Origin of the sequence: Lactobacillus melliventris (assembly GCF_042679465.1) — a bacterium.
Lineage (GTDB): Bacteria > Bacillota > Bacilli > Lactobacillales > Lactobacillaceae > Lactobacillus > Lactobacillus melliventris.
Map to the genome: position 1 here is coordinate 15,384 of NZ_JBHTMT010000007.1, position 22,678 is coordinate 38,061.

The 22,678-nt window shown below is 31.4% G+C and carries 16 protein-coding genes and 1 pseudogene; 8 read left to right on the plus strand and 9 right to left on the minus strand.

Translation table 11 applies throughout. The annotated features are described in order from the left end of the window. Window positions 1-691: 691 nt before the first annotated feature. Together ACFQ32_RS08035 and ACFQ32_RS08040 are read left to right on the plus strand one after the other, a co-directional pair. Window positions 692-2,101, plus strand: coding sequence for a replication initiation protein (locus ACFQ32_RS08035; protein WP_046325788.1), 1,410 nt, complete (start codon window positions 692-694; stop codon window positions 2,099-2,101). Window positions 2,102-2,380: 279 nt separating this feature from the next. Further along, on the plus strand, window positions 2,381-2,845 hold the full coding sequence (locus ACFQ32_RS08040) for a hypothetical protein (protein WP_046325789.1): 465 nt from the start codon (window positions 2,381-2,383) through the stop codon (window positions 2,843-2,845). Window positions 2,846-2,981: 136 nt separating this feature from the next. Here ACFQ32_RS08040 and ACFQ32_RS08045 read toward each other — a convergent pair whose 3' ends face one another. The 3 genes from ACFQ32_RS08045 to ACFQ32_RS08055 form a co-directional block, all read right to left on the minus strand. Then, window positions 2,982-4,376, minus strand: a complete 1,395-nt coding sequence (locus ACFQ32_RS08045) for an IS3 family transposase (RefSeq protein ID WP_046325790.1) — start codon at window positions 4,374-4,376, stop codon at window positions 2,982-2,984. A gap of 115 nt (window positions 4,377-4,491) precedes the next feature. Next, complete coding sequence (locus ACFQ32_RS08050; RefSeq protein ID WP_046325791.1) at window positions 4,492-5,781, minus strand: mucin-binding protein; 1,290 nt, start codon at window positions 5,779-5,781, stop codon at window positions 4,492-4,494. A 491-nt stretch (window positions 5,782-6,272) separates the two neighbouring features. Beyond that, window positions 6,273-8,918 (minus strand): hypothetical protein, encoded by a 2,646-nt coding sequence (locus tag ACFQ32_RS08055; protein ID WP_143435140.1) that lies wholly within the window; start codon window positions 8,916-8,918, stop codon window positions 6,273-6,275. A 276-nt stretch (window positions 8,919-9,194) separates the two neighbouring features. Here ACFQ32_RS08055 and ACFQ32_RS08060 point away from each other — a divergent pair, with 276 nt between their 5' ends. The 3 genes from ACFQ32_RS08060 to ACFQ32_RS08070 all read left to right on the plus strand — a co-directional run bounded on the left by ACFQ32_RS08060 (window position 9,195) and on the right by ACFQ32_RS08070 (window position 11,723). Beyond that, window positions 9,195-9,944 carry a hypothetical protein gene (locus ACFQ32_RS08060; protein WP_046325793.1) on the plus strand — a complete coding sequence of 250 codons (750 nt, stop codon included), beginning with the start codon at window positions 9,195-9,197 and terminating at the stop codon, window positions 9,942-9,944. 83 nt (window positions 9,945-10,027) lie between these two features. Beyond that, entirely contained in the window at window positions 10,028-10,603 is a 576-nt protein-coding gene (locus ACFQ32_RS08065; RefSeq protein ID WP_046325794.1) for a hypothetical protein, read from the plus strand. Between the two features lie 262 nt (window positions 10,604-10,865). After that, complete coding sequence (locus ACFQ32_RS08070; RefSeq protein WP_143435142.1) at window positions 10,866-11,723, plus strand: hypothetical protein; 858 nt, start codon at window positions 10,866-10,868, stop codon at window positions 11,721-11,723. 77 nt (window positions 11,724-11,800) lie between these two features. Here the strand turns inward: ACFQ32_RS08070 and ACFQ32_RS10295 are convergent. The 5 genes and pseudogenes from ACFQ32_RS10295 to ACFQ32_RS08090 form a co-directional block, all read right to left on the minus strand. Beyond that, window positions 11,801-12,281, minus strand: a pseudogene (locus ACFQ32_RS10295) (IS3 family transposase); the annotation flags it as partial. 34 nt (window positions 12,282-12,315) lie between these two features. Next, window positions 12,316-12,717 (minus strand): hypothetical protein, encoded by a 402-nt coding sequence (locus tag ACFQ32_RS10300; protein ID WP_052724683.1) that lies wholly within the window; start codon window positions 12,715-12,717, stop codon window positions 12,316-12,318. A gap of 774 nt (window positions 12,718-13,491) precedes the next feature. Continuing rightward, complete coding sequence (locus ACFQ32_RS08080) at window positions 13,492-15,114, minus strand: ATP-binding cassette domain-containing protein (RefSeq protein WP_046325796.1); 1,623 nt, start codon at window positions 15,112-15,114, stop codon at window positions 13,492-13,494. Window positions 15,115-15,130: 16 nt separating this feature from the next. Further along, window positions 15,131-16,705 (minus strand): ATP-binding cassette domain-containing protein, encoded by a 1,575-nt coding sequence (locus tag ACFQ32_RS08085; protein ID WP_046325797.1) that lies wholly within the window; start codon window positions 16,703-16,705, stop codon window positions 15,131-15,133. A 225-nt stretch (window positions 16,706-16,930) separates the two neighbouring features. Then, window positions 16,931-17,848, minus strand: coding sequence for a ThiF family adenylyltransferase (locus ACFQ32_RS08090; protein WP_046325798.1), 918 nt, complete (start codon window positions 17,846-17,848; stop codon window positions 16,931-16,933). 23 nt (window positions 17,849-17,871) lie between these two features. On the opposite strand from ACFQ32_RS08090, the gene ACFQ32_RS08095 reads away from it, so the two are divergent. Then, on the plus strand, window positions 17,872-19,131 hold the full coding sequence (locus ACFQ32_RS08095; RefSeq protein ID WP_046325799.1) for a hypothetical protein: 1,260 nt from the start codon (window positions 17,872-17,874) through the stop codon (window positions 19,129-19,131). A gap of 116 nt (window positions 19,132-19,247) precedes the next feature. On the opposite strand, the gene ACFQ32_RS08100 is transcribed toward ACFQ32_RS08095, so the two are convergent. Further along, on the minus strand, window positions 19,248-19,688 hold the full coding sequence (locus ACFQ32_RS08100; RefSeq protein ID WP_046325800.1) for a hypothetical protein: 441 nt from the start codon (window positions 19,686-19,688) through the stop codon (window positions 19,248-19,250). 400 nt (window positions 19,689-20,088) lie between these two features. Here ACFQ32_RS08100 and ACFQ32_RS08105 point away from each other — a divergent pair, with 400 nt between their 5' ends. Together ACFQ32_RS08105 and ACFQ32_RS08110 are read left to right on the plus strand one after the other, a co-directional pair. Further along, window positions 20,089-21,171, plus strand: a complete 1,083-nt coding sequence (locus ACFQ32_RS08105) for a hypothetical protein (protein WP_046325801.1) — start codon at window positions 20,089-20,091, stop codon at window positions 21,169-21,171. Then, window positions 21,161-22,423, plus strand: coding sequence for a hypothetical protein (locus ACFQ32_RS08110; RefSeq protein WP_046325802.1), 1,263 nt, complete (start codon window positions 21,161-21,163; stop codon window positions 22,421-22,423). The genes ACFQ32_RS08105 and ACFQ32_RS08110 overlap by 11 nt, the downstream gene beginning before the upstream one ends. The last annotated feature ends 255 nt before the right edge of the window (window positions 22,424-22,678 follow it).

A 22,678-nucleotide genomic window follows, 5' to 3' on the forward strand; every position in this document is an offset into this window, starting at 1 on the left:
AAAAGATGCGATATTAGCATAGTTTCAGAATGGGAAAAAGTGTCTTTTCAATAAAAGAAGTAACGTGAGGGGAAAATCACTAAGCCCTAATTTGACGGGCTTTATAGCTAATGGTTGCGATAATAATAAGGTAAAAGTGTTTTAAGTTTTTATATTTAATTAAGGGCAACGTGAGAGGAAAACTACCAAACACTGATTTGACAAGCTTTATAGCTAATGGCTGCGATAAAAGTAAAGCAAGATTCTTTTGGCTTTTATATTTTGTTAAAGGTAACACTTGAGGAAAAACGAAAGATACTGGTTTGACAAGTTTTAGACTAAATAGTTGCGATAAAATAAATATGATGAAAAATTGCAATAATTTGTTTTTTATTCAATTGAAGTAACTTGAGAATATAGCCTAAAGGACCAATTTAATAGATTTCTTAAAATTTTGGTAGTAAAAGTATGTGATCATGAATTAGCAAAACTGAATAGAAGCAACTTAAAAGGAAAGATATATGTAAAACAAAATTTAAAAGTATGATCAAGCTTTTAAATAAAAGTAACGCAGGGGGAAAGTCTAACTCTTAACCAAGTTATCTTAAATGTAGACGTAGCAAAAACATAATCAGTCATTACTTGTAACATCTATACAACACATGTTACAATAAATAGTATTAAAAAGCCGTTCTACGAGAGGATTAAAATTATGTCTAAATCCAAGGATGAAAAAAAAGTTGAAAATATTGAACTTCTTTCTGAAAAAGATCTTGTTACCAATGCAAAAGACCCTATTGTTGAAAAAAAGCAATTATCTAATATGGTAAAGTTTGGAAATCGAGTAAATGAAGTTGACTTATTTGGTGTGGTTGATACCTTTACTGAGTTTGAAAATAATTTGTTTTATGCTTGTATTAGTCAGATTTATGGAGAGAGCGGCAATATTATCAAATTTAGTAGTCGCAAGGTTAAAACATTAATAGGCTATAGGCAGAATACATCCATGAAGCAACTGGTTAACAAAATTACCAAAGCTTTTAATAAATTTACAAAGATTACGGAAACTATTGAAAAAGAAGATGCAAAAACAGGTCGCAGATACAAAGAAGTAGGAAGTATTTTTGATAAATGTATAGTATTTGAAGATGATTTAGAGTGTTATGTTCAAATTAAAGAAGAGTTTAGGCATTTATTCAATGACGTTGACAGTTGGACTCGTTTTTCACTGTCACAATATGTGCGTCTAAAGGCCAGATATTCAAAAGCACTTTTCCGTCAGCTAAAGCAGTTTAGGACTACAGGTATTAGAAAATTCACCTATGAAAATTTTAGACAGATAATGAAAATACCTGAAACATATCAGACGAACAATATCAAGCAGCGGGTTTTGATTCCTTGTATGGAGGAACTATCACCGTATTTCCAAAATCTAAATCTTACTGTAATCTATAGAAAAGGGCAGCGTGGTAGAAAAACGGCAGCGTATCAATTTACATGGAGACCCGAAGCTAGACTTTCAAAAGATTTCAGGAAAAATACTGTTTTAGAAGAAAGTGTTGCTATTTATAATATTCGTACTAATCCTTGGTTAAATGTGAAACAAAAATGTGATGCTATCGATCGCTACAGAGAGTTAAAATTAGGAACCACTTATAAAAAATATAGATCTGCTCATCGGGGAACTTATTTTTTGGATAATTTTAAGGATCTTCGCAAAAAGACAAGACCAATTCTTATAAGTAGTCACCTTGATTCGGTCTGGAATTATAGCTCAAATAAAGTTCTTGACGTAATTAATTTTTATAGCAAATTGCTTAAAGAGGGAGCGCTGACTGAAGGAGATATTGATGATTTCGTGGCTTTAGAAGAACTTTACTTGCGTAAAAGGCAAAAAGAACTTGAAAAAGCAAAGCAGCAGAGGTTAAAGCCTAGTGTATCTGAGCCTGCTAAAGATACTGTTTTAAGCGCAGTAATTGATTTTACAACTCCAAATAATCGTGATTTTGATGAGGACAGAGTTCACAAGGTTTTAAAAGAGGATGCAGTTAATGTATTTGCGGAAAATAAACGTGGGCAAGATAATCGAAATGAAGAAATAAAAAGTCTATTTGATGATTAACTGAAAAAAATATTTGTTGAATATAATATAGTTTCGTGACTTTATAAGCCATAATCATTTTCTATTTTAAAATTATCTTGAGATGTGAAGTATAAGTTATATTATAACAATAGAAAACTTAAACTTTTATATAGTAGAGTTTTCTATTATTTTTTCTACAAATTATACAAAAATATTTTTCGCACCTCTAATAAACTATTTATAGTTTCAAATGCTATGTTAGTAATAAATTTCATCGGTAAATTATAAACTTTTTTGATATAGAATTTGTATAAAGAAATGCGAAAGAATTTAAAGAATAAATTATTAAAAGATAACAAAGTCAAGAAATACAAGGCGGTATTTGATCGAGTCGGTTATTTCACTCACAAAGATGCAATGCCATCGCCAACAATTTGTTTAAAAAATATAGTTGATGAAAGCTATAACCTAATTGCAGATCACATGTGGTTCAGATACAGCATTAATTTTAGAAAAGTTGGCGAGTTAGAAAAAGGAGATCAACTGACTTTTACAGCACAAACTCGAAGTTATTATAAAGGTCAAGCTCACTCGAAAAAGGAAGATTATAAATTAACAGAGCCCAAAAATGTAAGATTAATTAGTCGTCAACAACTAAAACCACTTCCACATACAAAAAGATTAATTTTAGGTTATGTGCTAAATAAAAACAATGTGAATTCGGAAATCTTTTCAGAGGACTATGTTAGTGAATATCTAGAATGGCTTAAATCTAGAATTTAAGAACAAAGTTAGTGAACAAGTATTATTTAACATAGCTTGACTAATTTGCCGACTGATGCGTCAATTAATATTGATACCCCTAAAAAAGACACTTTGATGATGTGAACCCTAAAATTAGGACACTTTATATTAGCTATTAACTGAGGACTAACTGCCGATATTCAAGCGGAGTTAGTCCTTTTAGTTTGATTTTGATTCTTTTCTGATTGTAATACTCAATGTAGTCTCTGATTGCGTCTTCCAGTTCAGTGAGATTCTTAAACTGCTTTTCAAAGCCATAAAACATTTCTCGCTTGAGTATCCCGAAGAAGCCTGCCATTAACCCATCATCAAGCGAATTGCCCTTGCGTGACATTGACTGGCTAATGCCATGGTTTTTCAGCCACGCTTGAAACTGGGCATTTTGGTATTGCCAGCCTTGATCAGTGTGGAAGATCAAGCCATTCAGTGCCGGATGCTTGTCCCAGGCCTTTCTTAACATATCCATGGTCTGCTTAAGATTAGGGCTGCGGGAAATAGTATAGGAAACAATCTCTTGGGTGCAGCCGTCAATGATCGGTGATAAGTAGGTCTTTTGCCCCTTGAGCTTGAACTCAGTTATATCTGAATACCATTTGTGATTGGGATAAACCGCACTGAAGCTGCGTTTAATCAGGTCAGGCTTAATCGGACCCTGAGTGCCGCGATAGCTGCTGTATTTGTGCCAGCGTTTACTGACTATGCCAAACAATTTCAGCTTGTTCATTAAGTGCTGCACCTTTTTATGATTGACTAATAAACCGCGACGCCTGAGCTCTGCAGTAATGCGGCGATAGCCATAGCGGTGCTTGTGTTCTTCATAGATAGCTTTGATTTCAGCCATTATTTCTCGATTGTCCTGCTCTTTGTCCTTCTTCTTTAAAGTGTAGTAATAATTACTGCGAGATAGATGGGGCAGATTGGGATTGGCATTAATGGCATCAAGAATAAAAGTTACGCTGACTTTAAGCTCGCGCCTTAGTTGGGTAACTGCCTGGGCTATTTCCGCGGCTTGCGGTTCTTGGTCCGCTGGTCGACTAAGACGCTCAATTTTTTTACGAATTCGTTCTCGATTTTCAGCTTCAAGTTCTGCTGGCGTAAGCGTTCGTTCTCTTGCTTGAGTCGATGATTTTCCTGTTTGATCAGCTGTTCTCTTTTGGTCATGGGGCGGTCGTCCTCTCTGCTTGTTAACGATATTATACCCATTTTTACGGTATTCGCGCAGCCAGTTGTACAACATGCCACTACTTTTTAAGCCCAAGTCAATAGACACTCGACGGGCAGGCTCATGTTCAACTATGATTCGCCTAAGGGCCTGCTCCTTAAAATTACTTGTATAAGCAGTGAAAGGCTGATCTAAAACAGCTAGACCGTGACGGCTAATTAAAGCTAACAAGTAATTAATATTAGTCTTGCCAACCCGATAACGCTGACTTAGCTCAGCAGGGCTGATTTGATAATCGTGCCAAAGATGATAGATTTCAACTTTATCTTGTTTAGATAATTTAGACATAAAAATGACCCCCAAATTTGTCCTAAATTTGGGGGTCATATCATGACAAGTGCCTTTTTATTTTTTTGGAATTTATAAGTAGTATTTGAAATGGGAAAAGAAGTAAATTTTTATCTTATATTTTTTTCTTAAATTCTGACAAATAGCCTATAGCAGCAGTGAAAAGCAGAGCTAGTCCAGATCCTAATAAAGAAGTTGAAAATTTTGTATTACCTGTTTGTGGTAATACATTTTCTGAATTATCATCCAATCCAGTATTGGTTGAAGAAGTATTGTCGTAATTATTAGTGCTATTGTTTTTAGCATCCCTGGAAGAACTGCCGTCATTTGACTTGTTTTCTGAATCGTTGCTATTATTTTTATCTGTCTTATCATTACCGGTTATAGCTGAAGAATTTTGACTATTTTCTTTGCCGTTAGTTTCTTTTCCTGGTACATATACAACATCGACTATTTCATCCTGAACCATGTATTGAGGCAGTCCATTATCTAGTATTGCATGTACGTATGGTTTATCAGATAACCACATATATTGACCGGACAGAGTTTTAAAATTTCTATTTTGTAATTTGTAGCCATTAATTTTTGGAGATGCTACATCTTTAAGTCTATATGCTGGTGTACTTAAGATATGTGTGTTTTGAGTGGTAATATTTCCAGCAGTGTCACGTATTACATTAACAATGGCGACTTTTTGATTCTTAGTTTCATTTTGTTCTTTTGGTGTAAGACTTGAGGATGCTACAGTTTCATATTTAACTGACTCAACAACAGAAGTGGCCAATTTGTTTCCAATTCCGTCTACATAGTTAATAGTTCTTGTCAAGGTCTTTACGTTTAATACGGTATAGCCGGCTACAGGAACAGCATTTTGTAATGAATTGTCTGTTTGACTGTTATCTTTTGTATAAACAACATTGATAACTTCATCTTGTGCTAAGTTTGTATAGAATCCCGTTTTAGGATCCGTTGTCTGTGTTCCATCTAAAGACCAGCCTTGTTCAGGTATATTTTTAAATTTGTTATCTTTAAGTTGGAATCCTCGAATAGTAGGAGATGTTACAGCAGTGAATTTAGGTATAACATTTATAGGACTGCCATTAACAATTGCGAAAGCTCTTTTGTCAGAACCGTTTTTAGCAGAAAAAATTTCCCCAGTGTGTCTTTCGATAACGTCAGGCGCTACTAATTTACCATTTTCATCAATAAAATGAATAGTACGTGTTATAGTTTTAGCCTTATCAACAGCAGTCCAATTTCCAGTGTCGATACCATTTTGCTGAGAGGTGACAGTTTCATCAGCGTGCATTACTTGTGTATAGTTATTAATAGTGCCGGCACAAATTAGGGTCACTCCCATAGCGGTGCTGGTGCGTAAAAAAATTTTTCTTGTTTTTGATTGCATATTGTTGTTTCCTCTCAAAAATTATAAATTATAGTTTTTACAAATTAATGATAAAAGGAAATTGAAAATAAGAATTGATAATTCATAATTACCAAAAACCTAAAAAGTTTTGCAAGATTAAGGTTTGTATTTATGTTAATAGAGGTAGCAGCAAGTATAATAATCAATGAATTTAAAAATATATTTCAATGTTAAAAATAATACAATAATATATAAAGATACCATTGTATACTTGACAAAAAGGCCGTAATTTTAAAGCTTATTTAAGTTTTTTAAGATTAGATAAAATGAAATAACTTCGAACTTTTTTGATGAATAAAATAATAATTGAATGATATAATACGCGAGTAGATTGTAGAAATACTATAAATTAACTAGTGTAAATTAAGCAAGATATACTCCAGTTATTTATTAGTATAAAAATTAATGTGTGAAAGATAATTCTACAATCTTCAGCCCTAGGCTTTGCCTAGGGTTTTTCTTTTATTCTTTTAAATTTCTAACTTAGGTAAAGTTAACTTAGTTCTAGCATTAGGAGTAATTGCATTTAGTCCATATACATGATTAAAAATATTTTCCGATAAAATAGGGCGGTTATTTATACATTGGGTATTATCCCAATAGTCTAAATGAGAAATTAAAGGCAACGAATATTGTCCTTTCGGCCAGCGACTAAGTAATAATTTGAATAAACCGAGCGGCACTTCTGATAGTCGTAGTTGATCTATGAATTCTTTTTTATTTAATCTAATTGCTAATTTATGTAAATTAGCATAACTCCGAGGCTTACTGCCAATAGACCACTTTAAAGGCTTAACAAAATTATGACCATAGTCAGGATATTGCTTCAACGCTGCCTTGTTGACAGCGCCAATTTTAAAATAGTTATATATATCAAGATCAAACTGTAATGTGAGCCATCTTAGTTCACGATGAAGTTGTACATTGTTGTTTATTGACGTTCTTGGTTGAACAAGGACCGGAATAGTTGGATTCCATGTTGATGTCCATTTATATAATTTTCTGTATTGATTAAGAGTGATAGCTGTTACGGGTCGCTCACGTGTTGGATAAAGAATCATTGGAGGACAGACATTTGAATCCTTTTTGGTGCTGTAAATTTGTTCATATGTCTTGATAATGGTGTCTAAGCTATGTTCATCCCCAGCAATAATTGGCTGATAGAATTCCTTACGTTCTAACTTATGTTTTATTTTTAATCGTCCCAAAAAAGGAGAAAAAGAAGAAGTGTTAATGTAGCGCCAAATACCATTTCCTTGAGAATTTTTCTTGTACTCAATTTTTAAATCGTTAAGAGAGCTATTCAATAGTTCTTGGTTTTGCAAGATTGTCTTAAACTCATTAGAGGGCTTGAAAGAGACATTCCATTCGGTATTTTCACTAAGTTGACAAATGTACTGGTTAATTGAATTTAAGTAGTCCAGGGAGTAGTTGCTACCCAAAATAAACTGACTAATGTCTATATGTGCTTCGGAAACACCTGTTAGAGCTATTTTTAAGTTATTTGCTTGTTTGTACATTTGATAAAGAAAAAATTTTTTTTCTTTTGTATCCTTTAAAAATGACATTAGGAATTTACTACTAAGTGATCCTAATTTACGTCCAATATTAGTGTATTTAGGCATCCTTTTTGAATACAAAGAGCCATCTGTAATTGCCATAACCAATAAAACATCCCTCTGGGGATGATCTAGCGCATAACTAATATAGTTCAGTATTTTCTGTATTTGAGTATCATTACCTTCTGTTCTATTATCCAGTTCAATAAAAATTTCTTGGCGTCGATCATGTCTTGTAAAGCTAATTACTTGATCTGCAACAAAAGTGTATTGGTGATAATTATACTGGTTTTTAAAACTACTAAAATCGAACTTATTTATATTTATTTGAGGATTACTAATTAAATTAAGATTTCGCCCAATATTATCTATTTTTGCTAATGGGTATCGATAGCTATTTTGTTGGACACTGCAGGATTGGCCAGCTGAATATAGCAAATTATAACTACTAATCGAGGTAATCAATTTATACCTTGTTTTTTTATTTTTTGAGAGTTTAGAAATATTTTCATTACTACTAATTTGGCTCTTATTTTGTAATGTGTGGTTATTAGTATGACATTTACATACTTCAACATAGTTCAGCTTAGTTTCATTTTGATTTATTTGTGTCTCTTTTCCGTTATTGTCATACATTTTCCGATTATTTTCGGCTTTTGATATACAGTTTTGTTTTGGTTCATTTGAAGAAAGAATAAAATCTAGAAACTTTTGCCCATTATTTTCGTATTTTAACTTGTAGGTGTTACTAATTTGTTTTTTACTTTTTTCGGTTTTATCTTTAATTGCTATATTTGCATTTATAGTATTTCGATCAAAATTATTTTTGAGTAAATCATTAGCTTCTTCATGGGACAAATTAATATTGTTTTTTAGCTTTGATAGAAGAGTATTATTTATACCTCCATCTATTAAAGAGTCGAGCAAGATTTTCATTGATAAAGAAATTAAAGTATTCGTATCAGTAACATCTATATTTGATAAAATCTCATAATACTTTGTTAACCATTCTTGTTCTCTAAATGTCAGTGTGCTGTTCATTTTGTTTCTGGTTTGTATCTCTGGTTCTCTTTTCTGGATTAAAGAATGGGCTCGATCATTCTGAATATAGTTCTCTGAAATTTGTTGTTTTAAAAGCTTCTGGTAGCGTGTCTGGTAATTAATTTCTGGATTAATTACTTTGATGGAGCTATCTGGATCAATTAATAGAGCGGATATATCATCAAAAAGAAAATAATTATTAGGAGTAGCATATAAAGAGCATTTAAAAGTCGCTGCATAAATGGCTTGAACTACAACTTCAATAGATTGCAAATTATGACTATTAACACTCACATTAGAATCTGAACTTAAAGAGATGCCTTGTGTTTTTAGAAAGGAGCGGCAACCCTTGGTTGGTATGTAAACTGGTATTGTAATTGCTGATAATGAATTAGTCTTAGGCATTCTATGTTTAAGGAGTAATCCAGAAAATTGGCACCATTTAGCTAAAATAGAACGTGATAATTGTGCAGGATAACGCCGTATTACTGAATAGAGCATATTCAGCTGTTGCAATGATACAAAACCTAAATCACAAATCATGTGTAGCAGAGTTAAGTCATTTTGGTTTAAAGATATAGATCCTTTGTATCTTTGAGAATTGTAAATATACGTAATAATCGCCTTGTCTAATTTGAAATATATATAAAAGTATCACTTAGAGAAAATAATTTGGAGGTTTTTCCAAAAGGCCAGTAATACAAGAGATTATGACTTAAATAAAGAAGATAAAAATTAATTACCAGCAGTTAGTTACTGCAATTAATTTTTGTAATTAAGAAAGAAAAGTAAATGGACAAAAAGAGTGTAAGACAAACATTAATAGATATAGCTTATAAAATGACGCATTACAAAAACTACCATGCTTTTAGAAGAACTTGTACGATCGCACAAATAATATTGAAAGTAGGAATAATATTTGGAATTTTAGGGATGTTCCCGGAACTCACGATTAAGATATTGTCTTTAAACATTTCAAGTATGTGTTTGTTTTTGTATATAATTTGTAATTATTGGAATAATGCTAAAAGTCATCAAATGAAAAAAGATTCTGATGAGGCTGTACAAAAGTTTTACTTTTTTTCTGATGCTAAATGCGGATCTGAAACTTGGCATTTATATGATGGAGATTATGATGTAAACAAAAAGTCTCTTGAAGTAAGTTTTGTGAAAGAAAGAAGTTTTATTAATAACTTTTTTAGGTTAATTCGAAAAAAGCAAGGACTGCTACCTTTGCGCTTTGACGACCTAAAAGCTTTAAGGTATTTGTTGCTTCAACAAAAAAGCAAGAACGGCTATTTAGTCTATGCAACTTTATCTAGTAATGAGGTTATCAATCTATCTAAAGGTGGCATACATTTAAAGGAAATACCGATAAAAAAAAGAAACAAGCCAGGTAGATGGGATTATGCAGTTGCTACAGCAAAATTAAGTAATGCTTTATGGAATTATCCGAGAAATTTCAAGGCTTATTTGATGGAGTACGGTCATAAAGAAAATAAGGGCAATTCAACTATGATAAAAGAATCCAAAAAATTATGATTTTACAGGAATAATTCTGAAAACTAAAAGGATCGTTGATAAAATTAATAGTGTCAATAAAAGAAAATGAAAAGGAGTTTAATATGAGAATTACGTTCTTTGTTAATGATGGGATTTTTACTACAGAAAAGTTTTCTAGTACAAAAGAAGCATTAGACTATTTAACTACTGATATTTCGGAAGTGCTGGTACATGATCTTCCATCAGACGATATTAAAAGTGCAGCAATTATTATTCCAAATGCTGAGGTTTCTATAATTCCAACTGATGGAGAAAATAGATCAAAACTAAATATTGATCCTAAAACTAATTGGAACGAAAAAGATAATCATATGCGTTCATCATGGTTTAATGAAGCCTTAGCTAGACAATATGATTTAGATTCACCAGACAGACTTGTTGAGAATATTGATGGAGAAAAAATATGTCAGGGGTTTATGTCACCCGAAGAAATTCTGCATAGTTTGTTTAAAGAGTCTGATGAGTTGGATAGAGAGAAGCAGTTAATCAAAGACCATCGTGCAAGAATAAAAGGTGGCAAATCTGCACAAGCTTATTTTGAAAAAAATATTGAAAGATTGTATGGTGATCCTGATTGGAAGGACTTTCGAAAAAATTATGACAAGAAAGATAATAGCCATCAAATAGAAGATGTATAATGATAAAGTAAACTATATCAAATTTCATGATGCACAGATTAAAACTGTGGAATTTCTAAATAGAAATTAAAGATAGTTTATTTCAGATAGCTTCAAATGAGGCATGAATAATTAGCAAATGTTGATCTTAAAGGTCAAACGAAATGAGCAAAATAGTAAGTAAAAAGGGAACATTGAGCAATTTCAATGTTCCCTTTTTTATACGGGAAGGTTGTGATTACAAGGAAAACGACAGAAGAAAAATTAATTAGGGAAATAGAAAATGAGGAAAGGTATTATGCAAAACAAGGTAAAAATACTTGCAGTAAATTTAGAAAATGAAAATTTAGCTGATGTACTAAAAAGATGCAGTAACTCAGTTTATGAAATTGATTCAGATCTATTAGAAAAAAGAACAGAGAGCTATACTACTAAAGGACTATCTAGTATTACTTTAATTGGAAATTTATCAAAAAATCCAAAGCCAATGGTTGACCCAATCAAGGTCAAAGAAGAAAAGGTTGATAGCAAAAAAGAAGATTATGTAAATAATAAGAATTACATTTATTTATCAGAGTTTTGCTATGAAACCAATGTATACTGGGACAAACAAGAAGGGCAGCGTCATGCTATTAACAACTATATAAATTTGATTTTTTGTACTCGAGGAGCTAAGTATGCGATTAAACATTATCGGCAAGGGGATGGATTGATAGTTAATGGCTATCTAAGAAGTAATTTAGAGGTTAATCCTCTTGATAAAACCAGAAAAATTAATGTTCAATATATGGTTGTTACCAGCTTTTCAGCTAATCCCGGAACACATATACGAAAACAAATTGAAGATAAGTTTTTTAATGAAAAGTTTGAAACTAAGTATCAAACAGTTAAGGAAGTTTTAAATGACAGGAGCATATCAAGAGAACAACAAGACAAATTGCTTATTGCGTTAGCAAGAAAAGAATATTGTTTGAGTGATGAGCAAAAAAATAATTCTGAAGTTAAAAATAATAATAGTGAAAAGAAAAAGAATCAAAATACAATTGAAGAAGAAGTTAATTCGGACAAAAATGTTGAAACAAGCAAAATTACTGTTGTAAATGATAGTTTACTAAGTAGAGCATTTGAAGATGAATTTTGAAAAAATGTGAATAGAAAGTAAAAAGGCAAGTCACTTATTTTGATGTGAACCCTAAAATTAGGACACTTTATTAGCTGCTAACTGAGGACTAACTTCCGATATTCAAGCGGAGTTAGTCCTTTTAGTTTGATTTTTATTCTTTTCTGATTGTAATACTCAATGTAGTCTCTGATTGCGTTTTCTTGCGTCTTCCAGTTCAGTGAGATTCCTAAACTGATTTTCAAAATCATAAAACATTTCTCGTTTCAATATTTCGAAAAAGTCTTCCACTAACCCATCATCAAGCGAATTGTCCTTGCGTGACATTGATTGGCTAATGCCATGGTTTCTCAGCCAAGCTTGAAACTGGGCATTTTGGTATTGCCAGTCCTGATCAATATGGAAGATCAAGCCATTCAGGGCCGGATGCTTGCACCAGGCCTTTTTTAACATGCCCATGGTCAGCTTAAGATTAGGACTGCGGGAAATGGTATAGGAAATAATCTCTTGGGTGTAGCCGTCAATGATAGGCGATAAATAGGTCTTTTGCCCCTTGAGCTTGAACTCAGTTATATCTGAATACCATTTGTGATTGATTAATAAACCACGACATCTAAGCTCTGCAGTAATGCAGAGATAGCCATAGCGGTTCTTGATCCGCTAGTCGACTAAGACGCTCAATTTTTTTACGAATTCTTTCTCGATTTTCAGCTTTAAGTTCTGCTGGCGTAGGCGTTCGTTCTCTTGGTTGAGTCAATGGTTTTCCTGTTTGATCAGCTTGGTCATGAGGCGGGCGTCCTCTCTGCTTATCAATGATATTATACCCATTTTTACGATATTCGCGCAGCAAATTAGGCAACATGCCACTACTTTTTAAGCCCAAGTCAATAGATACTCGTTCAACGGGTTCATGTTCAGCTATGATTTGCCTAAGGGCCTGCTCCTTAAAATTACTTGTATAAGCAGTGAAAGGCTGATCTAAAATAGCTAGACCGTGACGGTCAATTAAAGCCAACAAGTAACCAATATTAGATTTGCCAACCCGATAACGCTGACTTAGCTCAGCAGGGCCGATTTGCTAATCATGCCAAAGATGATAGATTTCAATTTTATCTTGTTTAGATAATTTAGACGTAAAAATGACCCCCAAATTTGTCCTAAATTTGGGGGTCATATCACTTTGATTATGAATTTTATACTGATGGGCTATTTATAAAACTCAAATATAAAAGGGATCCCACTAGTAAAAAGCAATTAAGCAATAAAAACAATATGCTCCATTCTTTTTAAATAGTTGGTGTAACCAAACAGAATATTTCTGCTCCATTAAATTAATGTAAAATATGCTAAATTGAATGATACAGTATTATCTACTTTAACTAGGTAATATGATTTTGATAGTTTGTCGGCCATGATAAAGTTAACTAGATTGCTGTAAGCTCTTCTTAACACTAAAATATTGAGCAAAGTAGATATAAATCATATCTATTTTGCTCATATTCTAGTTAGTTATAATAAAAACACAGGAAGTAAGAATTTTTATGATATCTGTTTTCTGTACGTAAACTTTAATTTATCGAAGTACAAGCTAGTAAAATGAATGAAAACTAAAAAGTCCGTCCCAATAAAAACTTTAGCGAATTGTGGGGCGGTCTTCTTGATTTTCTAATTTCTATTATGGTATCGATGAATAACATTAAGATAAAATTTTACAGCTGATACTGTAGGCTGATCAGACTTAATTTTATTCTACGTTAGCTGTTAAACTTTCAATATAGCTTTTTTAAACTTATGCTGATAATATCAGCTTTTTTATTTTGTTATTGCTTTTAACTAAACGTAGTTCGTAATCAAAAAGTTTCTTCATTTCTTGATTTAAATTATGGGCAATGAAGACTACACTAGCATTAGTTTTCATGATCTTTTGTAAAACTTTTATGGTTGCCTGTGCGTCAATCGCACTAGTTCCTTCATCAATTAGAATAATTTTGCTTTGATGAATTAATGCACGTGCTAAAACTATTTTTTGTCTTTGACCACCAGATATGTTCAACTTGTTTAAATCAATTATTGTTTGCAAACTTAGCTTTTGCTCATCGACATCTTGCTGTAGCTGCATGTCTTTGACTAATGTCGGTACCATTGGCGCTATGCGATCGTCAAACATTGTTATGTTGTCATTTATGCTAACAGGAAATAAGATTGCATCTTGAGGTAAGTATCCGATTTTACTTAAATCAGGATGAGTTAAAGTGCCTTTTTTTCCTCGGTAAATCACACGACCAGAACTAGGCCTTAGTTCACCAGCCAGAATTTTAAGTAAAGTTGATTTACCCACGCCAGACTCGCCAGTTAATAATATTTTTTGACCAGGTTTAACTTTAATATTAGGTAATTGTATGCTTTCGCCATTCGGGAAAGCTATCTGCAAATTGTCTGTAACAATTTCATCTACTTCTTCTAAATCTGAATTTGATTCTTCAGGCTTAACAATTGGTGAAGCCAAATTTTCAATTTGCCTATTGAGGCTAGAGGCTCCTGCCATGGCTCCTCGAGCCTCTGTGATCCATTCAATACCGCTACTTAAATAATATTTGAGATCACTGACTACTGAGATTACGCCAAAAGCAATTTGCTTGGATACAATTAGATATCCAGTCACAGCATATAGCACTAATAACATAAACTGAGCTGCAATTTCGTTAACGACTTTAAGGCACTGCTTGATTCCAGCTTCTTTAACATTGGCATGCTCTAATTTTCGTGAAGATTTGCTTAATACTGCAAAAAGGTGACTACCTGAAAAATATCGTTGTAACTCTTCTATGCCAGTCAGCCATTTACTTATTATATCAAGATACTTTTTGTTATTATCAGAAATAGCCATTATTGCTTTTTGTAATGGCTTCTCTGTTAATTTTGGTAAAAGTAAGGAGATGATTACCATTAAGGAAATGACAACTAGCATGGTCCAATGGATGGAAAATAACATAACCAGAGCAGAAACAACATAACCTAAGCCGCCAATTAAACTCATAAAAGCGTCAAGATAATTTTCTTCACTTTGGATTAAGTCATTTGTCAAAAAGTTCTGTATTTGAGCAATTGAATATTCTTGTTTGGTGTAACAGAGGTGATTAATTATTTTAGCTCTTAAAATTACTTTATATCGCTCTTTTTGTTTGGCTAAAAGATAGTCAAACAAATATTCTACTATGTAACTAACTGCTAGCAAAACAAAATTAAGTGCCGTTAGTTGTAAAAATTTGGGCAAATTAACTTGTTGGATAGCATCGACCTGATATATTCCAACTTGTACGGTTAACAAGGATAAAGCAGGTACTAATAATTGAACAATTATAGTGCTAATAAAAATTAGTGGGTTAACATGCCAAAAATCTTTTATCTTCATAATTCCCCCTTCACGCTTAACTCTTCAAGTTAATCTGATAGTCAAATAATTTTTGTACTTCAGGTCGCAAGTTATGACCAATCATGACCACTGTCTGCTTGCTTGCTAGCAATGACCTGATAATCGTGGCACTAGTTTTGCTGTCAATCGCGCTAGTTGGTTCGTCTAATAGTAATAGATCTTGGCTTTTTAACTTAGCTCTTGCCAAAATGATTTTTTGTTGCTGACCGCCAGATAGGTTGGGAGTATCCATATTAATTGTCGTATTTATGCCTTGCGGAAATTTTGCTAAATCATCAGTTAATTCAACCAAATCTATTACATGATTTATTTCCACTTCAGAATAATGCTGAAACATTGTCACATTATTTGCAATTGTATCAGGGAAAAGCATGCCGTCTTGAGCGACATAACCAATCTGTCTGTAGTCAGGCGTAATCAGTTCATTTTTTCTATTATAATATTTAATTGAGCCAGCTGCAGGCTGCAATTTGCCTAAGATAGCCTTAAACAGTGTTGACTTGCCGGTACCTGAATCTCCACTAAGCAGGACTTTGTCGTGCGCCTTAATTGTAAAATCTGGATACTTTATCTGATGCCCACCGTAATTTATTACCAAATTTTTTACACTGAAGGCAACAGGAGCAGCACCTTCTTCGCTGTCTGTTTCAGTATTATCTTGAGTTAATGAGTAAAGCTCGTCACGCAGGTCCTGTGTAGCCTTTATCTGAGTAATAGAATCAATTATGTCCCATAATTCATCAAAAATTGAAGCGGCAAAATTACTTGCAACAAGCCAACCACCGAAGTCTAGTTGATGGTGAAAGAAAAGTAGTCCACCCCAAAGAATAATACCAATTTGGCCAAATGAATTGCCTAATCCATTTAGTCCGTCTGCAATACTCATGGCCTTTTGCTTGTTTTTGTTAGCATTGGCAAGAGTAGCACTATCCTGTTTAAGTGCAAGCTGCAAACGATTAACTGCATGATAGCGACGCAATACATTTAATCCACTGAACCACTCAGCAACTGTTTTTAAAAAGGCGGCATTTTTTTGAGAGGCTGTCTTAGTTGCTCGCGCAGTAGCTTTTTTGGTAAATTGTGGCAGATCAAGTGCTATGATACAAGTGATTACTGTCGCTAAGACAAGTGACCAATGCATAGAAAATAGCACACCGACTGACATCAGGAGCATTAAGGTGCTACTTAAGATAAGAATCCAGGGTTTGGCATATTCATCTGTCAATATCTTCATATTATTATTTAAAATGTTCTGCATTTTGGCAACTTTACCATCGCCATTTTGATAATAATGATGAATAACCTTGTCTCTAAGCATATGGATATATTGCTGAATCTGTTTGTTAAACAGATATGTACTAGTAGCTAAGAATATGCTGCTTACGATTGCAACTAATATTTCAACACTGCACCAATACAAAAAAGTTGTTAGATCTTTACGGGTTAAGGCGTTTAATGCGTACCTAAAGAGGTATGTTGTTATAGTGCCTGTATAAGAATAAAGCAGGTAAATAAGTAGCAACAAACTGCCTCGTAAAATGTTGACTTTAAAAAGGTTTTTAAGTGACATTGCAAATCTCTTTCGAACATAAAAAAACTATTGCTATATGCTAACATATAGCAATAGAATAATGAAAATCATATGATTTTTTAATTATTACGAACGATGATGTGCAATAGCATCTTGAAATAGTTCTTCAAAGTCAACTTCTTCTACATTGACATCTTGTGAAACTTGTTCTGACATATTTATGCGCCTCCTTTCTACAAATGTTTATAAAATTATAACCTATTTTTAATTATTATATATTTTAAGTTTTTTAAAGTCAATACTTATATTTTTTTCAGAAAAGGCATCTATTTTAGTTATTATCTGAAAAGCTTTTAATGCCATGAGACTAGCTATAATAGTATTAGTGAAACTTAAGCTAGCAACAGTTTGAGAAGGATATTCAAGTACTTTAAGTTCCGAATTACTGGTATTAGTTTTGTTTTTTTCAGTTAATAGCTTAATATTTCCTAAATCAAATCCAACACCACCAGAAATTATAGGAATCTTTTGAACACTATCATATAATATTTTTTCGATGTCTTTTGGGGTATCAGCTGCGTTAATAATTATATCGACTTTGTTTTTTTCAAGTATATTTGCAATATCTTTTTGGCATGAAATAAATTGATTATATGTTTTTATTTTTGCTTCTTTATTTTTATAAAGAATATATTTTTTTGCTATATCTACCTTTGGTTTACCTATGTCCTTTGGAAAATAAATAAATTGTCTATTAAAATTACTAATTTCAACTTTGTCAGCGTCGATTAAAACAAAATTTTTAATACCCAGACCAACTAAATTTTCTATAATGACACTTCCAATTCCACCAACGCCTAGGACTAAAATTGAAGATTGATCTAATTTTTTTTGCAGTACCTCAGCATTTCCAAATTGTGATAAGAAATATTCTTGTTTTTCTACTGGTGTATTTTTATATTTACCCTTATAATCATATATAAGGTGGTTTTTAATTAAAATGTCTAAATATTTCAAGGGAAATTTCATTTCTCTTATTTTTTCTTCAGACATGCCTGTTTTTAAAAGATGTAGTGTTGAATAAATTTGTTTATCGTATGGGAATGATACTTTCTTTCTATACTTTACAACTATTCGGTTTTTTTCTTGTCCAACTAGGGCCTGTTCTACTAATTTAAGCATTTTTTCTCCTGGAGATAAATTTCATGAATCAAAACTCTTTAACTATTGAATTAGATGAATTTCCAGAACTTACTGGAATTTTTTCATCATATGAATTCAATGCAAGACTAATATACAAATTATCTTATTACACATTAGGTGATTTTAGCAATGATAACGTCATTTATAAAAACAAGCGATATTACATAACTATAGACAATAAGTGGCTAGACATGAAAATAGATTCTAAAAATTTTATTAAAGTTTTAGAACACTTGTTATTTGACTTAAAAAATTCAAATTCCATATTTCTTCAAATGGCTTATCAGCTTTCTCATAAACCTCAGCATTTTTTTACGTTTGTCTCACACAAGATATTTACAATAAACTCTAAAGTAATGATACCAGGGCTGAGAGAGTATTTGCTACAAAGTTATTTTATAACTCCTGTTGACTCAAACTACTCACCTTTGGCTCAAAAATATATAATTCAAGAAAATAAAAATGAAAAGAAAGTAACACTTGTTTTAAATAAAAAAGCTTGCTTACCTGAGAAAAAAATAAATTTTATTATCAATAAAGATGTTGATCACACTGTAGAGTTAATCAAAAATGGTATTATTGATATAAGTTCTTCAACAAATTACTGTAATTACACAAATGATAATGGCCTTAAAAGATATCATCAATCTAGTAGTCTCCTTTATTATTTCTCGACCAAAAATGACAAAGAATTTTATTTGCTGAGGTCTTTAATAAATGACATACATAGCTTATATTTACAAAAGTTTAACGGTTTAATACCTGTTACTTCTTTTTTGTATGATTTAAGATCTCAAACAAATATCCGACATGATACTGTAAAAATGCAAGACAATTTTTCAAACAAGAAAGTCACGATAGCTTATTCTAACTACCAGCAAAATAAAGACATAATTTTTTGTTTAAAGACAATATTGATTGACAAGGGAATACCTTTTAAACTTGTTGAACATGAAACTTTAGAATCACTTACATCCGATAATACATCTGATATAAAATTGCTAGTGACATATCGTGATTTTCAGCATTATGGAGCTTCCATCTTATCTTTACTTTCAATAGTCAGGAATCCTCAGAAGCTTTTACAAAGCTGGTTACTTGATGATACAGACAATATCATAAAATATTCTAACCAACAGAACAGATTAGTCCCTATTTTTAAAGGAACACAAATATATTTAAAGAGTAGAAAAGCTAATAATTGGGATTATGATTCAAATGGTTTTTTACAAAAACATAATATTCGTATTGACGCAATATAAAAAAGCAGAAAGCGATTGATATTCTTTAGATGATTTACAAGATAATGAAAACTGTAAACTAAATAAAAAGGCTTGTACTCCAACATTTAATAGAAGTACATGCCTTTTTGTTAGAGCTAATATTTATGTGGTCTGTGATAAACTGACTTCATTGTATGCTGATTAACTTCAGTTAAAGAAGGGGTACTTGTATGATTCCCTATATTTATCAGCTCAGAAAGTATTTTTTTAAAAAAGGGATATATTATTTTAGGACCATTAACTATTAAACTTTCCTTCTTATCCTCAAAATTTGCCATACTATTTGTGAATTTTAAAATTGCCCTTCCTTTTATGGCCAAGAAAGTTTTATTATCATCTGAAAGCGTATTATCAGTAATTATAATGTATCCTTTTGAATTATCTTTATTAATGCTATAACTCATAGTACTGTTATAATCACTTCTGTTATAAGAAAGGTCCTTGAATTCTGAATTAGTCTCATAATGGTGATATTTAATATCTATAATTTCATAGTCTACTATTTCAATAGATGGCTTAATACTTAAATTTGTCATGCCCTTACCTTGTTCCTCTAATACGTTAAATTATGATACGATGTTTTGACAGATATCAACTATCAGTAGTCGTTACATTATAATTTAGCTATATAATTTTTTAAAATATTTATTTGTTATTTGAAATCTGTTATAAAATTATTACTTTTGTTAGAGTATTTTCTATAAAGATATGCAATGATTATAAGATGTTTTTATCAAAAAATTAATCTAATGTCAAGAAAACTAATCATCGAAATTGTTTTAATTAAGTCTAAATAGTTTCTTATACATCTTATTTTTAAAAGAAGAGAAGTAGATTAAAGGTTATTAAAGACTTAAGCTTATTGAAAAAATCTTTCAAAAAATGATAAAATAGTTAAAATAAGCAAGTAGATATTAGAATAAGGAAAAAGTTAAAATGAATAGTAATAAAATGAGTATTTATAAAAGAGCTAGTTTTGTAATTGATATGGCTAAAGTAGCCGGGGCTGCCATTGCTGCCAAAAAATTATTTAGTAAAATTCCAAATTCCAAATTATTATTTTCAATAAAGTCCCAAAACGATATAAATATCTTAAAATATCTATCAAATTATGTTGATGGTTTTGATGCTTCATCGTACAATGAATACATTTTATTAAAAGAGAATAACTTTTCTAATAATATTAGTATAACTGGACAATCATTTACTCCTCAGGAAATTTTGCATATATATAAAAATGATGATGAATTTATTTTTGGTTCACTAAATCTGCTAAAAAATTTCATTAAATTGATCCCAAATACAAAAGAAATAAGAATAGGTCTCAGAGTAAAAACTCCTTATCTTAAAATGTTTGGTGTGGAATTAAATCAAGATCTGCAAAGATTGTTAAAAGAAAATCCAAATATTAAAGTTGATGTTTTACATGTCCACTATATCGATAAGCAAGTAAAGAAAATCAATGCCGCGACTTTTAATTGCTTGTTAGACTTTGCCATGTTTTTCAAAAATAATAAAATGAATGTCCCAAGAATAGTTGATTTAGGAGGAGGCCAAGATGAATTATTTCCTTTTAAGGCTGCTGATACTTATTTTCAACAAGTATTAGATTTCCAAAAAAACTATGAGTCTATTATATCCCAATTGCCTACAATTATTTTTGAACCCGGTTCATTAATATCTGTTGCGTCGGCAGACTTAGAAGTAAGCATAATTGATATAAATTATAATGATTCTACTTATAAGGTAATTGTCAACGCCTCTAAATTTAATTTATTACCGTGGTGTCAATTACCGCAGCTTAAAAAAATACACAAAGATGGTAAACAAGTTAAAATAAAAGTTTATGGCTTTACTAATTACGACGGTGATTATTTTGGAGAGTATATTGTGCCTGCAAGCATTGTTAAATTAGGTACCAGATTGATTTTTTCTAATGTAGGAGCATACTCAATTAATATGCAGCGACATTTACAAATGTTAGATGGTCCGGAGGTGAAATATATAAATGAAAAGTAACAATTCCTATTCAGATGAAGTGAATCGGTTAAGGAATATAGCAAAAGCGTTCAAAATAGACTATAATTTCAACCTCATAAGTACAAGTGATTACGTGAATATACATAAATTTGTAAAAGACATACGTGCACAAATTATGCAAAAGGAGTTTTCCGCTTCTATAGATAGAATGAAATCTCCTGAATTTAAACATGGAAAAGGTATATCTCAAAGTTATTTTTCCTATGAGAGAGCCTATGTACCTTATAGTATAGAAACTCTCATTACTAAGAGCTTTAAGTCAACTAAAGTAAGTACTTTTATTACTAGATCAGGGTTATCTAGTATAGACTTAGCTTTTCAAGTATCAATTTACTTTTTACATTCGGTAAAAAATAAATTGAGTTCAGTTTCATTCTATAATTACTTTGAAACTGAATCATTAATATATCCAAAAGAACATTTGGGGTTAATCAAAAATCATAATAGTACAAATTTTGAGAAATTTTTAAGGCTAATTCTTAAAAATGATCCAGAAATTATTTTTATTGAAAATCCTCTTGCTATTCCAAAAGTTGGAACTTTTAATGAGAGTAGATTCCTAAATACTATTGAAAAATTAAATCCTAAGAAATTCAGAATTATTATTTTTGATTCAACTTTAAAGGGCCCTCTTAATAATCTAGAGTATTTGCTAAATAAGCTTCCAGGTAGTTATCTTATTATAGATATAGTTTCAGGTATAAAATTTTATAATTTAGGCTTAGAGCTGAGTAATTTAGGTATAACAACTATTTGGTGCAAAGATGATTATATAAGAAATCAATTTAAAGCTAGGTCAAAAGTATATAGGGCTATGACCGGACAAACCATTGAAGCTGTTGAAGAATCATACTTATATCCAATATTTAAAAACTTAAAGCTTGTTAATGATCATTATCAAGCTATTTTGAGAAATTCATTAGTGTACCAGAAACAACTTTATAAATCTGGTATTATTAACAAGTTATTACTCACACCTATTGTCACTATCAATAATCATTGGTCTGGTGAACAAGTAAACAATACGATCCATAGTATTCATGATAATTTAGAAAACCGTGGTTTGAATTTATCTACTGGTGATAGTTTTGGGTTCCATCTCACTCGGATACAAGATATACACACTTTTGATAATAAGCACTGGATTAGAATTGCACCAGGAAGTTTTTATTCCGAAGTGGACGATTATATTATTAAATATTTAATCAAATATAGTAAACGAACATATTAGAAACTAATGTAAATAAAATTTCTTGGATGAATAATTATCATGAAGTTAATGAGTATGATTCATATCTATTTTGCTTATATTTTAGTTAGCTACAATAAAACACAAGAAGAAATATAAATAATCCATCAACTTTCACTATTAGATATTCAATCATAACAAATATATTTAATTTAAAAACAATCACTAATGTTCTAGATTAGTGATCGTTTTTGGGATATCTAATAATAATTTATCGATATTCGTCGATCTGTTTAC

Excerpts from the sequence above, each read along its gene's own strand:
- ACFQ32_RS08045 (WP_046325790.1), bottom strand. The coding sequence starts at position 4,376 with ATGTCTAAATTATCTAAACAAGATAAAGTTGAAATCTATCATCTTTGG.
- ACFQ32_RS08070 (WP_143435142.1), top strand. The coding sequence starts at position 10,866 with ATGAGGAAAGGTATTATGCAAAACAAGGTAAAAATACTTGCAGTAAAT.
- ACFQ32_RS08050 (WP_046325791.1), bottom strand. The coding sequence starts at position 5,781 with ATGCAATCAAAAACAAGAAAAATTTTTTTACGCACCAGCACCGCTATG.
- ACFQ32_RS08035 (WP_046325788.1), top strand. The coding sequence starts at position 692 with ATGTCTAAATCCAAGGATGAAAAAAAAGTTGAAAATATTGAACTTCTT.
- ACFQ32_RS08040 (WP_046325789.1), top strand. The coding sequence starts at position 2,381 with ATGCGAAAGAATTTAAAGAATAAATTATTAAAAGATAACAAAGTCAAG.
- ACFQ32_RS08100 (WP_046325800.1), bottom strand. The coding sequence starts at position 19,688 with ATGACAAATTTAAGTATTAAGCCATCTATTGAAATAGTAGACTATGAA.
- ACFQ32_RS08110 (WP_046325802.1), top strand. The coding sequence starts at position 21,161 with ATGAAAAGTAACAATTCCTATTCAGATGAAGTGAATCGGTTAAGGAAT.
- ACFQ32_RS08090 (WP_046325798.1), bottom strand. The coding sequence starts at position 17,848 with ATGCTTAAATTAGTAGAACAGGCCCTAGTTGGACAAGAAAAAAACCGA.
- ACFQ32_RS08080 (WP_046325796.1), bottom strand. The coding sequence starts at position 15,114 with ATGAAGATAAAAGATTTTTGGCATGTTAACCCACTAATTTTTATTAGC.
- ACFQ32_RS08095 (WP_046325799.1), top strand. The coding sequence starts at position 17,872 with ATGAATCAAAACTCTTTAACTATTGAATTAGATGAATTTCCAGAACTT.
- ACFQ32_RS08085 (WP_046325797.1), bottom strand. The coding sequence starts at position 16,705 with ATGTCACTTAAAAACCTTTTTAAAGTCAACATTTTACGAGGCAGTTTG.
- ACFQ32_RS08060 (WP_046325793.1), top strand. The coding sequence starts at position 9,195 with ATGGACAAAAAGAGTGTAAGACAAACATTAATAGATATAGCTTATAAA.
- ACFQ32_RS08065 (WP_046325794.1), top strand. The coding sequence starts at position 10,028 with ATGAGAATTACGTTCTTTGTTAATGATGGGATTTTTACTACAGAAAAG.
- ACFQ32_RS08105 (WP_046325801.1), top strand. The coding sequence starts at position 20,089 with ATGAATAGTAATAAAATGAGTATTTATAAAAGAGCTAGTTTTGTAATT.